General features: G+C 60.5%; 11 protein-coding genes. 5 read left to right on the top strand and 6 right to left on the bottom strand.

The genetic code is table 11. The features are described 5' to 3' along the window. Positions 1–245 precede the first annotated feature (245 nt). Positions 246–497: an indolepyruvate ferredoxin oxidoreductase subunit alpha gene (locus ACQRAJ_RS02590; RefSeq protein WP_158564522.1), complete on the top strand. Its 252-nt coding sequence runs from the start codon at positions 246–248 to the stop codon at positions 495–497. Positions 498–732: 235 nt separating this feature from the next. Here the strand turns inward: ACQRAJ_RS02590 and ACQRAJ_RS02585 are convergent, their stop codons facing one another. The 5 genes from ACQRAJ_RS02585 to ACQRAJ_RS02565 form a co-directional block, all read right to left on the bottom strand. Then, complete coding sequence (locus ACQRAJ_RS02585; RefSeq protein WP_427727345.1) at positions 733–1,278, bottom strand: transcription repressor NadR; 546 nt, start codon at positions 1,276–1,278, stop codon at positions 733–735. After that, the gene (nadC, locus tag ACQRAJ_RS02580) at positions 1,278–2,138 is read right to left on the bottom strand and encodes a carboxylating nicotinate-nucleotide diphosphorylase (protein ID WP_427719300.1); all 861 of its coding nucleotides are present in this window, start codon (positions 2,136–2,138) and stop codon (positions 1,278–1,280) included. The genes ACQRAJ_RS02585 and nadC overlap by 1 nt, the downstream gene beginning before the upstream one ends. 3 nt (positions 2,139–2,141) lie before the next feature. Next, entirely contained in the window at positions 2,142–3,518 is a 1,377-nt protein-coding gene (locus ACQRAJ_RS02575; RefSeq protein ID WP_427727339.1) for an L-aspartate oxidase, read from the bottom strand. Positions 3,519–3,574: 56 nt separating this feature from the next. Next, positions 3,575–4,600 (bottom strand): quinolinate synthase NadA, encoded by a 1,026-nt coding sequence (nadA, locus tag ACQRAJ_RS02570; protein WP_427747652.1) that lies wholly within the window; start codon positions 4,598–4,600, stop codon positions 3,575–3,577. Positions 4,601–4,865: 265 nt separating this feature from the next. Next, entirely contained in the window at positions 4,866–10,100 is a 5,235-nt protein-coding gene (locus ACQRAJ_RS02565; protein ID WP_427747651.1) for an MBG domain-containing protein, read from the bottom strand. A gap of 242 nt (positions 10,101–10,342) precedes the next feature. Between ACQRAJ_RS02565 and ACQRAJ_RS02560 the strand changes: the two genes are divergently transcribed. Further along, positions 10,343–11,065, top strand: coding sequence for a LytR/AlgR family response regulator transcription factor (locus tag ACQRAJ_RS02560; RefSeq protein ID WP_427727330.1), 723 nt, complete (start codon positions 10,343–10,345; stop codon positions 11,063–11,065). Further along, entirely contained in the window at positions 11,065–12,342 is a 1,278-nt protein-coding gene (locus ACQRAJ_RS02555; protein WP_427727327.1) for a sensor histidine kinase, read from the top strand. Before ACQRAJ_RS02560 ends, ACQRAJ_RS02555 begins: the two co-directional genes overlap by 1 nt. A gap of 60 nt (positions 12,343–12,402) precedes the next feature. Here the strand turns inward: ACQRAJ_RS02555 and ACQRAJ_RS02550 are convergent, their stop codons facing one another. Next, the gene (locus ACQRAJ_RS02550) at positions 12,403–12,978 is read right to left on the bottom strand and encodes a hypothetical protein (protein WP_427719297.1); all 576 of its coding nucleotides are present in this window, start codon (positions 12,976–12,978) and stop codon (positions 12,403–12,405) included. A gap of 136 nt (positions 12,979–13,114) precedes the next feature. Between ACQRAJ_RS02550 and trxA the strand changes: the two genes are divergently transcribed. After that, positions 13,115–13,435, top strand: coding sequence for a thioredoxin (gene trxA / locus ACQRAJ_RS02545; RefSeq protein ID WP_154518161.1), 321 nt, complete (start codon positions 13,115–13,117; stop codon positions 13,433–13,435). 219 nt (positions 13,436–13,654) lie between these two features. Then, positions 13,655–13,903 (top strand): hypothetical protein, encoded by a 249-nt coding sequence (locus tag ACQRAJ_RS02540; protein WP_006235225.1) that lies wholly within the window; start codon positions 13,655–13,657, stop codon positions 13,901–13,903. The last annotated feature ends 1 nt before the right edge of the window (position 13,904 follow it).

Raw genomic sequence — 13,904 nt, 5'->3', positions numbered from 1 at the left:
GAGCTGATACCGGGTCGCAGTTTCCGCTAGCGGGCCCAACCGGAAACTGCGACCCGTTTTTCGACCAGGTAACGGGATGCGCTTTCCGAAAGCCCACTCAATTGCTCAATAATTCGAGTCACCTTTAGCTAACATATGCACAGCCCACCAGCCTCACCAGTGCGTTTCTTAGTAAGCCGTGGCATACTCGGCGAATGGTATGAAGATGCCGGCCAGAGGGTATTGCAAACGGTCGCTCACGTGGTATGTTTTTGCCCGAATCAAACCGGCGCGCATCGCCTGTAGCGTCGGTCAACAGAGAGGAAACTACCATGGCTCATCCCGTAATTGATGCCGACGAGTGCATCGCTTGTGGCGTTTGCGTCGACTCCTGCCCCGCTGGCGTTCTGGAGCTCCAGGACGTCGCTACCGTTGCTGACGAGGACTCCTGCGTCGCCTGTGGCGCTTGCCAGGACGCTTGCCCCGCCGGCGCGATCACCGAGATCGTCGAGGAGTAACAACTCCCCCACTTGCACACTCACAAGTACACCGTGCACAAAAAAGGAGGCCTCCGCATCGCCGCAGAGGCCTCTTTTTTGCGGATAGCTAATTTGGCACCGTCGCAGGTTGAGCATAAGTCAGCGAAAACGCCCCTAAGCGAGCAAGGTGACGTGAAAGAGGAGGGAAGCGTACTTTTGTACGCGACCGACGATTGAACGTCAGATTGCCGCTTAGGGGCGTTTGCAGCATCGGCTACGATAGATCGTCTTCGTAGGGCATCAGGTCTGCCAGATAGCCCTTCTCCTTGAGCATAGCCTCGATCTCGTCGAGGGTTTGCTCATCCTCTGCCGCGATGCGATGGAAGTGATAGCCGCTCGTCACCGTTAGTAGTGGAAAGCTTTTGCCGCTCTCGATATCGTGCAGGTAGCGCTCAACATCGCGACGATTGCGGATGTCCAGGTCGGCCGTGATCTTACCGTACACGCGGTGATTGACGATCACGTTGAGCACGGCGCCTCCGGCGTCGACGATACTCGTGAGCTCATCGCCTGCCTGCTCCATGCTATGGCGAACCTTGACCAGGCGCGTGGGCACGGCGGGGCTGCTGGGGGCCTCCTGCAGCACGTAGCCGCGATTGGTCGCCACGATATCGTGCCCATCGGCGCGCAGCAGGGCGATGTCTTGCACGACAACCTGGCGGCTCACACCCACCTCGCGAGCAAGCGTACTGCCGGAGACGGGGTCTTTGACTCGCTCGAGCACGCCCATGATGGCACGGCGACGCTCGCGGGCGTCCATTATTTACCGTCCAGCAGACGCAGGTGCTTAAGCGAGAGGTCGAGAATCGGCGCAGAGTGCGTCAACGCTCCCGAGCTAATAAAGTCAACGCCCAGGTCGGCAAGCGCACGGATATTGCTGGCATCCACGTTGCCCGAACACTCGGTCTTGGCGCGACCGGCAATAAGCTCAATCGCGGCAGCCATGTCATCGTGGGTCATGTTGTCGAGCATGATGATGTCGGCGCCGGCCTCCACGGCCTCTCGCACCATGTCCAGGTTCTCGCACTCAATCTCGACCGTCGCGGTAAACGATGCATGGGCGCGCGCCATCTCGATCGCACGCGTCACGCCGCCGGCGGCGTCGATGTGGTTGTCCTTGAGCATGACGGCCGTCGACAGATTGTAGCGGTGGTTGCTGCCGCCGCCGATCTCGACCGCGGCCTTCTCGAAGACGCGCATACCCGGCGTGGTCTTGCGCGTGTCGACGAGCACGGTCTTGGTGCCCTCGAGCGCCGCAGCCATCTGGTGCGTATAGGTAGCGATACCGCTCATGCGCTGCAGGTAGTTGAGCGCCACGCGCTCGCCCGAAAGCAGCACGCGCGCATCGCCGCGTACCTGGCCCACATGGTCGCCGGCGTGCACCTCGTCGCCATCGGCAACATCAAACAGCACCGAGCTCTGCGAATCCAGCAGCTCAAAGGTGCGAGCGAACACATCCAGGCCCGCGATGATGCCATCGGCCTTGGCGATGAGCTCCACCGTGGCGGGACGCGCCGTGGGGCACACGCTCGCCGTGCTCACGTCCTCAAACGTAATGTCCTCGCGCAGAGCCTGCAGAATCAGATCATCGACGACGAGCTTCATGGTAATGGGGTTCATGGTCTACTCCTCCACGGCCTGCGTGCCGGCGGCACGGGCCAAATCATCGATTGCCAGGGTGTCGGCGCTCAGGGCGCGATGACGGCCATCGAGCGCGGGCTCGCCCGCCTGCTCCACGGCGAGCGACTCGCCGGTACGCATGTGCCACGCGGCGCGACGACCCCAGACCAGCGCCTCGAGCAGGCTGTTTGATGCAAGGCGGTTCTTGCCGTGAACGCCGTTGCAGGCCGTCTCGCCGGCGGCGTAGAGCTCGGGCATCGAGGTGCGGCCGTCCTTGTCGACCCACACGCCGCCCATAAAGTAGTGCTGCGTGGGTGTGACGGGGATGGGCTCGTCCAAGATGTCGCGGCCGTCCTCCAGGCAGCGTGCGCGAATGTTGGCAAAGTGTCCGGTCACCACGTCGCGCTCAACGGGGGCAAAGCTCAGCCACTCGTGCTCGGTACCATCCTGCTTCATCTGCTCGCGAATAGCGGCGGCGACCACATCGCGCGGCTGCAACTCGTCGGTAAAACGCTCGCCGGCGGCGTTGAGCAAAATCGCGCCCTCGCCGCGGCAGCTCTCGCTGATCAGGAAGGTGCGGCCCGGCTGCGGCGAGAACAGTCCCGTGGGGTGAATCTGCACGTAGTCCAGGTGCTCCATCTTAATGCCGTGCTCCTGGGCGATGTAGCAGGCATCGCCGGTGAGCTGCGGGTAGTTGGTCGAGTGGTCGTATACGCCGCCGATACCGCCTGTCGCCCACAGCGTGTGGCGGGCATGGATCTTAAACGGCTCGCCGGCATGCACGCCCTCGGCGGCATTTGCCAGCTCGTCGGCGGGGCGAACCGAGTTGTCCTCGTCCACGGGAACGGCGACGACGCCGAGGCACGCCGTGGCGCCATCACGCTCGCCCGTCAGAATGTCGGTCATGGCCACGTGCTCCAAAATCTGCACGTTATCCAGCTTGCGAACGGCCTGGAGGAGCTTGGTCGTGATTTCCTTGCCCGTAATGTCGGCATGGAAGGCGATGCGCGGGCGGCTGTGCGCACCCTCGCGGGTAAAGTCGAGGCTGCCGTCGGCCTTGCGCTCAAAGTCCACGCCCATGGCCAGCAGGTCGTTGATGACCGAGCGGCTCGAGCGGATCATGATGTCGACGCTCTCGCGGCGGTTATCGTAGTGGCCGGCGTGCATGGTGTCCTCAAAGAAGGCGTCGTAGTCAGAGCCTTCGGGAAGCACGCAGATACCGCCCTGCGCGAGCATCGAATCGCACTCGTCGACAGCGCCCTTGGAGAGCATGATCACGCGCGTGCTCGTCGGCAGATTGAGGGCCGCGTATAGGCCCGCCACGCCGCAACCGGCAATGACGACGTCGCACTCCATGTCGGGGCATTGTTTGGTTTCCACAGGAATCCTCTCCCTTGTAATGTGCCATAAGGGATGGTCCCTCATGTCACATCGTTCTAGCGAGCCGCGTATTCGAGCATGCGGTCGAGCGTGAGCTTGGCCTGGTCGGCGGCCTCATCCGACACGCCAATCTGCACCTCGCCCTCGCCCGTCTCCAGGCAGCGCACGAGCTTTTCGAGCGTGATGAGATCCATGTTGACGCAGGTGGGCTGCACCGCGGGGAAGTAGAACTTTTTGCCGGTGCCCTGGCAGCGCCGCTCGAGCTCGTAGAGCACGCCGCGGACCGTCACGATGATAAACTCGCTCGCGTCCGACTCCTCGGCATACTTGATAATGCCGGCAGTGGAGCCGATGTAGTCGGCCTCGGCCAGGACGTCGGCCTTGCACTCGGGGTGCGCCAGCACGAGCGCATCGGGGTGCGCCTCCTGTGCGTCGACGATCTGCTCGACGGTGATGATGTGATGGCGCGGGCAGTAGCCGTTGTTGAGGATGACGTGCTTTTGGGGCACCTGCTCGGCCACAAAGCGGCCCAGGTTCTGGTCGGGAATGAACAAGATGTGCTGCTGCGGCAGCTCGGAGACGATCTTGACGGCGTTAGAGCTGGTAACGCACACGTCACTCCAGCTCTTGATCTCGACCGTCGAGTTGACGTAACACACCACGGCCAGGTCGTCGCCATATTCGGCGCGCGCCGCGTCGACCGTCTCGTGCTTGACCATGTGCGCCATGGGACAGTCCGCGCCCGGCTCGGGCAGCAGGACGGTCTTGGTGGGATTGAGTAGCTTGGCGCTCTCGCCCATAAACTCCACGCCGCACAGCACGATAGTCTGCTGCGGCAGGCTCTTGGCAAGCTTTGCCAGGTAGAAGCTGTCGCCGACGTAATCGGCCACAGCTTGAACCTCGGGCGCCACATAATAGTGCGCCAGGATCACTGCGTCACGTTGGGTTTTTAGCTGATGAATGGCCTCGACGAGCTCTGCGGGCACCAGTGCCGCGCGCTCCGTTGCCGTCGTTGCCGATGCCAGGCCGGCCGCGATATCGCGTGCAAGCTCCGATGCATCCATGTTCGCGCTCTGTGCCATCAAGGCCCCTCTCTTTTGGCGAATCTTGGGGCTTTAGTATGACACCTGGCTTTACAGCTGACAAGACAGCTGTAAAGCCAGGTGTAAAGTTGGAATAAGGATTCAATCTTGGGACGGGTCCATTTTCGAACTGGCAAGCTGAGGACAGTCGAAAATGGATCTGCCACACGGTTCGAGCGGCCCGTTTTATCTTGGTCCGAGAGGCGGTGGGCATAAAAGCGGGTCCGGATCGCTCGATCCGGACCCGCTGGGAGCTGGTGCGCGGTTAAGCGCGGCGCTTCATGATGGCCCACGCCAGCAGCAGGACTACCACACCGGCAGCGAGTACGGCACCCGCAATGACATAAGTGCTGTCGCCGGACTCAGGCAACGCCTCCTTGCTAGCCCTCTTCTTAGGCTTGGAAGTCGTAGTCGTGGTGGTCTGGCCAGGAGCGGGCTTGGCGGATTCGGCAACGGTAAAGGTCGTCTCGGCCGTGCCCGTGGTCGAAACCACGCTCAGCTTGTGCTCGCCCACGCCGAGCGTATTCAGGAAGCTCGTCTTGAGCGTCACGATCGTGGAACCCTCGGTGAGCACGTAGTTCTCGGCGGCGACCTCCTTTTCGTCGACCAGCACCTTCTGGAAGTATCTGAGCGGCGCGCTCGAGCGGAAGCTCAGGTCCTTGGCGGCGTCGATCGCCATCGTCTGGCCCTTGCCGTCGATGATCTCGGGTGCCAGAATCGCCTCGGTCTTGCCCTTCTCGCCGCAGGCAGTGCACTCCTGGTGCCACTCGCCCTTGGCCTCGATGGTCGCCGGCTTATCGACGACCCACTCAAAGGTATGCTCGGCCTTGTCGAGAACTTCGCCGCAGCGGCAGATATGCCAGTGGTTCTTGACGTCGTGTGCCCAGCCGGAGCCGTCGGGCTCGTGCTTGAGGATACCCTCGACCGTCACATTCACGTCGCCCTCGACATCCTTGAGCTCATAGGTGCCCTTGGCGGAAAGCTTAACGGACGTGCCGTTGACCTTGACGGCGTAGTCCTTACCCGCAAAATACGCGCTGTCGATGCCCATGGTGAGCGTTGCAGTCCCGTGCCAATCGAGCTCGGTTGCCGTCGAGCTGAGCGCGTAGCCCACCTGATTGCTCGGCAGCGTCACGACCAGCTTGGGACCGGCCGCCACGGTAACCTCGGTGGCGGAAGAAGCGTCGTAGTTGGCCTTGGCCTGGTAGCGCACCTCATACGTGCCGGCGGCAAGACCCGTAAGCTCGGCCGTGCCCTCGTCCACCGCCTGATACTCGTCAGCACCCTTGGCACGCCACTCCATCGTCGCGTCGACGCCCGTGATCTTGCCGTCACGCTTGCCGCTCACGGTCTCGGCCGCAACCTGGACCACCGGCGCGCCCTGCTCGGCGTTCTTGATGGAGAAGTCGCACGTCAGGCCCTCAGTCGGAAGCACGTAGTTGCCCGCGGCCTTGCCCGTCAGTGCGGTGAGGTTCGCCGTGTAAGAAGCGCCGGCCTCGATCTGGGAGCCTTCGACGGTCGCGCCAAGGTCATCCTTGCCGATGACGTTGCCGAGCGTCGCCTCGGGGCAGTGCTCCTTGCCGTCATAGGTGAACTTGGTGGTGCCCCATGCCACAGTGAGCAGACGCTGGTTGATGGTGAACACGCCGTCGACAAACGTGATGTTGTAGTTGGGGTTTGCACCCTCAGGTTGCGTCAGCTGCAGAGCATAGCCGCCATCACGCACGTTGTCGCTATCTTCGCGCTTGATCTCGAGGCCCTGAAGCGTTTCGCCCGCGACGAGTTTGCCAGCAGTGACATCCCACGTAAACACGGGATCAGCCTCGCCGTAGGTCTTGGAGGCGTCCTGCGCCGCGACCGTTATCGCACGCGGTTTGACCTCAAGCGTCACCTTGCCGTCGACCGCCGCGCCGTCGATCGTGACGCGATAGTCGACCGTCACACTGCCGGAATCCTTGATGCTGGGCGCAACGCTCGTCCAACCGCCGTCAGCAGCCTTGTATTCAACGACGGAACCTTCGGGCAGCGCCGAGGCGTCGACAGAGTGGTCCTTGCCGTCATATTTGCCCGAATAGCCCTTAACAGCCAGGGCCGGAATCTCTACCGCACCCGACTCATGGCCGCACACGGAGCACGTTCCATGTTTGGAGCCGGTCTCGGTAACCGTCGGCTGCTTGTCGATCGTCCATTCGTACGCATGTTCGGCGTACATCTTAATTGTGATGGTCTCTTTATTGCCGGCAGTGTCCGTAGCCACGATTACATGCTCAGCACCGGCATCACCTTCAGCGGCCTTAGCCGTGTACTTTCCGTCCTTGCCAGCCGTGAGCTCCTTGCCGTTATCGGTAACCGCCACCGTCTCGTCGCGGTCATCGAACACGTCAAACGAGACGCTCTCGCAGTAGGCCTTATCTACCCAGAGGTCATAAATGGTGGGGGCGTAAGTATCCACGTAGGTATAACGTTCTTCATCCCACCTGCCGTTGCAAACCCTGCAGACCTTTTGACGAACACCATCGGCCTCAGGCGTGGCGGGCGTAACGATCTCATATTTCCACCTGCAGGGCTGGCGCTCCTGAGCCTTCTTGCAATACTCGCAGACCTTAACGTGGCTACCTTCGCCATTCGGCTTCCAAGCTGCATTGTCAGCAACGGCATGAGGACCCTGCTCGATCTTGACCTCGGCATCGGGCGACGCATTGTGGTTGTTATCCTCGGCATAGCGAACGTAGTACGTTCCCGACTTCGCAAGACCGGTCAGTTTATCGTCAGACGTTATCTTCTGGTAGTCTTTGCTGAATTCGTGGCGGTATTCCATTTTCTTGGTCACGCCCGAGATGGAGCCGTCCTCGCTGCTGCACGTGGTCCAATTATTACCCACGAGCCCAGTCGGCGCGTCCTGACCGGCCTTGGAAATATTCACGGTCGCGCTGCCCTTGACGGTCAGGTAGTCAGAAGCCGTCACACGGTAATAGGTCGTGTACTCGGCCGCAGTGCAATAGGTCGGCTTGTCCGTCGTCCAATCACCGCCGTCTTCACGGTACTCAATTTTCATATCCGCCGGAACGGGGTCATTCTTAACGTTGACCGTAATGCCGTGCTCTTTGCCGTCATAGTCGCCCTCAAAGCCAGTAACCTCAAGGTCAAAGCGCGAAACATCAACGATCTCCCACTTGAGCGTCAGAACACTTGTGGTGCCGCCATCGGTCGTGAAGTTGCCCTTACCGATGACAATGCACTCGTATTGCCCTGGCTCGGTCTGCTTCAGTCCGGATTCACTTCGAGCGTTGAGCTCGTAATCCTTGCCCTCAACGAGATCGACCCACTCACCGGCACCGTTTTTGAACTTTGCACTTTCGACGACAGGCTGATGCTCCTTGCCGTCATAGGCATACTTGCCCGCGCCCTTGCCGCCGTCTTTAAGGGTGAACTGGTAGGATTGACCCCTAACCAGGCGACGCGGCGAAATCTCAAAGGCCTTCTTGCCCTCGAGCGTCTGACCAGAGGCAGTCTTAAAGCTCGTGACGACATAGTAGTAGCCAGCGTCCGCCGGAGCATCCTTGAGCTTGGTGCCGTTTTTATATGCCTCGGCGTCCGCCTGGGACTTGCACTGATACCACGTGAATTCATCGCTGGCCGTCACGCCCATCTGCTCTAGATTCCACGCGCCGTCCTTATTCAAAGCAATCTTTACCGGGCAACCGTCATAGACAAGTTCGGTGCCCTGAGAGCTCGTTGCCTTGGACATGGAGAGCTTGTACGTGGCCGTCAGGTACTTTTTGACCTCACCGTTCTCGTCCTTGCCATATTCGCACTCGCTGTTGCGGAACGGGCCCACGCACGATGCACGAACGCCCAAACCATCAGCTTCAACCTTCCACTTGTGCTGGTGGATGGTCTCGCGGAAGGTGAGGTCGCCCTTAAGGTTCACGATCTCGTACTTGTCGGAGTTGTCGTCGTTCTCGGACGAGCCGTCTGGCACAACGCCTTCGATCTCGTTGGATTCGCAGGTGCCAAGGACACGCGACTTTACGCCATTACTGTCCGCGGTCTCCTCAATCGAGATCCAAACATTGTCTCCAAAGCCTCCGCGTACGGAGAAGTCAGACGCGATATGCAGCGCCGGGACGTTGGCATCGACACTCTTTTTCTTCGGGACATACAGGCTCTTGGCGGTTCCCGTAGCTTTATCAGCTTCAGTGTACTTGTCACCATAATTAGTATCGTCGGCGTGGCTGTTCTTCCAGTAGCTCGCGATTTCCGGCGATCCATTGAGGGTAAGGGTCCCGGCGGCGTAAACCACGCACGTATTGCCGCGCGCGCCATAGCGAGAAATTTCGCCACCGTTTATGTTGCAGCGAGCGCTTCGTGCAACATTAAGGGCATCAACCGTCAAAGTATTGTCAGCGGAGCTCGAACGCGTGCTGTGGAAGTTGCTCATCGTGCAGCTGTTGAGGTTGACCGTAGCGTTGGTGACGCCCATCACGCCGGCGACAGCATAAGTATTAAGAATAGAGGAGTTAGCAAAATAACGAGACGCTTCGACCGACTCATAGCTATTGTTCGTCTGCCTGACACCCAGGTTCTCCCCATTGCTGCCACTGAAGCTGCAATTGTTGAACGTCGCTGTCAACTTTGCGACAGCGCTTCCGTCTTTGGGCATCTTGAAGCTGCTGTTGCCATCGACGGAAACAGCACCATTAAAGTCTCCGGACGTATCGTAGAACTCGCAGTCGGCAAAAGTCGCCGTGAAGGGATTGATGTTGCCACCAGTCGTATCCCTGCCCTCACGGAAGAGATGCGCAGGGACGGCATACTCTTGAGCGTTGCCCGCCACTGCGCCCGACCTACCAACATAGCCTTGGATCTTCAGCTTTTCGAACTTGGCGGTCAGCTCGCCCTCGGTGCTTCCCAACGAAATCGCAGGCACCTTTTGGTTGACCCTGCTGCTGTACGAGAGGAAAAAGTTCTGAGAACCATCGCCGAGCTTTAGGCTAACCGAGATGTCACCCGAAGCATTTTTGTAGCCACCGTCGTAATATCGGTCGGTCAAAAACCCGCTTACAGACTGGCTCCCTCCATTCTGATCATGAAAGCTGACGCACGGGTTGTTGATACCGATGAACTCGATATTGCTGCCCTGTTTAATGTTGAACAGCCATCGATTTTGACCTACCGACGAGTTCGTATAGCTGTTCACGTAGACCGTGCCATCAATGTAAATCGTCACGGGGTTATACGAAGTCGAGTTCGGAACGTCGATGACGTAGCCCGAGGAGGGCGTGGTCTGATTCTCGCTTGTCCTGAGCACATAGCAACCAGGCTCGGTGATTTTAACGGGCTCTTTGCCGGCCTGTCCAAGCGACAGCACTTGTGTATTAGCAGGCACCTGCGTCTCGGCGTTTGCCACGGCCGGCGTTGCCACGAGCGCGCATGCCACGGTTGCGATACCCAGCAGACGCGTCAGCGCGGCGCGCATCCCCATCTTCTTCCCCCTCATCACAGCTCCCCTTACCTCTATGCTTTCGCAATGTTCGCTATCGCTTGGCGCCGGCGGTCGGCCTGACTCCCCGTCCGACCGCCGGCATCGATTGACATGTGTATCCATGAAGTATTGTGCGGCCGTCAAAACTGACGCCCCGCCGCTCGGCGCGAGTTGCGCACCGTGGGGCGCAAACGGGGTGTTCCTCCGCGGGCGGCGCGCACCCAATGTGGCAAAATCGAACTACTAAGGGGGCCCGAATGCTCAAGATCATCGCCTGCGACGACGACGTCGCTTTTCTAGATAGACTGCACCGGATGATCGACCGCTGGTCGACCGAGACGGGCACGGCGGTCGACGTTGCACTCGTCACGCGCGGCGAGGACCTGCTGGCCCGCCATGCCGCATCGCGCGCCGACATCATTCTGCTCGACATGATCATGCCGCTCGTCAACGGCATGGACACCGCGCGGGAGTTGCGCCAATCCGATACAGCCGTGCGACTGGTGTTCCTCACCTCATCGCCCGAGTTCGCGCTGGAGTCCTATGAGGTCCGCGCCTTCGACTACCTGCTCAAGCCCGTAACGTACGAACGTCTGGCGCAACTGCTCGACGAGCTTTCGAGCATGCGACCTGACGCGACCGATGAGCTCGTGACCAAAACGTCCTTTGGATACCATGCCCTGCGCCTGTCCGATATCGAATACGCCGAGGCCCGCAACAAGCACGTGGTATTCCACCTGCGCGACGGGCGCGACATCGAAGCGCTCGAGCCGTTCCGCAACATCGAGGACCAGCTGGCCAAAAACGCGAACTTCTTTAAATGTCACCGTAGCTACCAGGTCAACCTGCGCAATATCGACCACTTCAACCGCACGGATATCGTCATGCGCTCGGGCGCTTGCATCCCGCTGGCGCGCAGTTGCAAGCAGGGTTTCCAGGATGCCTACTTTGCGGCACGGTTCGAGAGCGGGAGGCGCTAATGCTCCCCGCGGCCGAGATGGTACTTTGGGCAATCCATCACGCAACGACCCTGCTTTTTGGCGTTTTTGCCTCGGCGGCGCTCTGCGGTATCGAGATCAACCGGCGTCATGCGCTTGAGCTGGTGATGGTCGGCGCCGTAACCGGATGCGCATTCGGCCTCGCCAATGCCGTCGGCGGCGAGCTTTTCGCCCGTCAGGTATATCCGCTCGTCGTGCATCTGCCGCTCGTCATCTACCTGTGCGCGCGCTATCGCCTGAGCCCGCTGCTCGTTATGCTGGGCGTCACCAGTGCTTATCTGAGCTGCCAGTTCAGCAACTGGATGGGCATCGCCGCGCTCGCCGCCACCGACTCGCAAATCGCGTACTACGCGGCACGCATTATCACCACGGCCGTCGTCTTTGCAATCCTGCTGCATTGGGCCAGCGACATCGGTCCGCGCCTGGCGGTTAAAACCCCCACCGAGCTCGAGATTCTGCTCATCCTGCCGCTCGTCTATTACATCTTTGACTACGCCACCAACGTCTACACCACGCTCTTCCACTCGGGCTCCGTGGTGACGGTTGAGTTTTTGGCGTTTGCGCTTTGCGCGTTCTACCTCATGTTTCTTACTGTGTATCTGCGCGAATACGAGGCAAAGGAAATCGCCGAGCGCGAGCGCTGGATGCTCGCGACCCGCGATAGCGCAGCCATCAAGGAGCTCGAGGCCTGGCGCCAATCTGGACGGGAGCTTTCGGTTCTCCGCCACGACATGCGGCACTTCCTGCGCGGCCTTGCAGCTTTGATCGAGGAGGGCCGCATCGACGAGGCGCTCGAGCGCATCGACGAGCTCTGCGAGACAAACGACCGCACCGCTGTGCGCCGCTACTGCGCCAACGACACGGTCAATATCGTGCTTTCGTCATTTAGCTCCGATATCAACCGAAACGGCATCAGCGCCGATTTGCGCGCCGCCGTGCCCGAGAGCGTCCATGTAGCCGACGTCGATCTGTTTAGCGTACTCTCAAACGCCCTGGACAACGCCATCGTCGCCGCAAGCGCCGCTCCCCAGGGCAAGCGATTTATCGATCTGGACCTGCGTTGCGAGGACGGACAACTGCTACTTTTGGTCTCCAACACGTTTGGGCGCCCGCCGCGCATGGTCGACGGCATGCCCGTGGCCGAGCACACCGGACACGGCTTTGGAACCAGGAGCATTAAGCTTGCCGTCGAGCGCATGAACGGCAACTGCCAGTTTCGCATTCACGGCGATCGATTTGAGTTTCGCGCAGTGATGTAAGGGCGCGACAAGTCGGCGCCGCGCTCGACCCATCAGGACCGCCTTGCCGGCGCCAGTCCGCTACAGCGGCGCGGCGGCCGGGGTCAGCTGCTTGATGTAGGCCCACATGCGCTGCTTGGCGGCCTTGTCGGTCAGCGCGGCCTCAAAGCCGTCGAGCGCGAGTACGCGACGACCCTGCACGTGGGCGACCAAGCCGGGCTTGAGCATGGCGGTATCAAAGTCGTCGATCGCCACGAGCATGTCTGCGTAGGTCTCGCGCATGGTATCGGCCGCGCGATCGTCCAACAGCAGGACCGCCTCGGGGTCCAAGGCCTCGAGCGCCTCGCGGAACAGCTCGCACGGCAGGTCCTCGCCTGCCGCAACCGCCCCGTCGCCCGCGCCGGCAACACTTGCCAGCACGCAGAAATCCTCGGGCGCGTAACCGATGGCGCCGAGCGCCTTACGCAACGCGGCGCCGTCTGGACCGGCAGCCAGCTCGCCACCCGCACGCTCGGCATCGTCTAAATCACCTTTTACCAGCACAATCGGCGAGCACGCGTTACCCGCGATACGCACGCCGCGACCCGCGAGCGATGCGAGCTCCTGCTCGGCCGCCTGGGCGATGGCTTCTTTTTTCTGGCTTTGTGACGTGGGCATGCGCTCTCCAATCGTTTGCATGCCCACCATTATATAAAAGAGCCGCCCGCGAGTGGTTGCATTGCGGGCCGTTGGGTATAAGCACGGTCGTACTGAGTTTTACGCGGCCGAGCCGCGTCGCACTATGGAGGTCACTATGGCTGACATTAAGCAGATTACCCCCGAGAATTTCGATTCCGTCGTTAACGGCAGCCTTCCCGTGCTGGTTGATTTTTGGGCACCGTGGTGCGGTCCCTGCCGTTCGCTCTCGCCCATTGTTGACGAAGTGGCCGACGAGCTGGCCGGCAAGATTACCGTCGCCAAATGCAACGTCGACGACAATCAGGACCTGGCCATGAAGTTTGGCGTTATGAGCATCCCCACGCTGGTTGTCTTTAAGAACGGTGAGGAAATCGACCGCTCCGTCGGTGCGCTGCCTAAGGCCAGGCTGCAGGCGCTGCTTGAGAAGCACCTGTAATACGCCGGTCATGTGTTGCCGTCCATGAGTGGTTTTGCGCCGCTCGCCGGAGAGCCGGGTGTTGCGCCCGCGACCACGGATAGTATGGTAATCACAAACAGCCCCCAGTGAACGGGTGCGGGTCAGACGGACTCGCACCCGTTTTCTTATGCGGCGATGCGTAAAGCGGGCGTAGTAGAATCTGAACCACTGGATTGTCCCGAACATAAGGAGATTCCCATGCATGACGTCGGAATGAACATGAGCCAGCTTGCCATGAGCGTCAAGCAGGTCGACGACACCATTGAGCTCGCTCACGAGTGGAGCCATCAGCTGCTGCATGCGACCGAGAACTTTGACATGGAGCGCATTGGCGCCAAGCTCGAGGCCGCCATGGCGGCGCTCCACGAGGCGCACGACGCACTCGAGGGCTACGAGGAGGCCATCGAGGCCGACCATAACTCCGTTGGCTCCGTAAAGCTGGTGTAGC

Source organism: Collinsella sp. SGI.184 (assembly GCF_050313415.1).
Taxonomy (GTDB): Bacteria; Actinomycetota; Coriobacteriia; order Coriobacteriales; family Coriobacteriaceae; genus Collinsella.
This window is presented reverse-complemented; position numbering and strand designations above follow the sequence as displayed.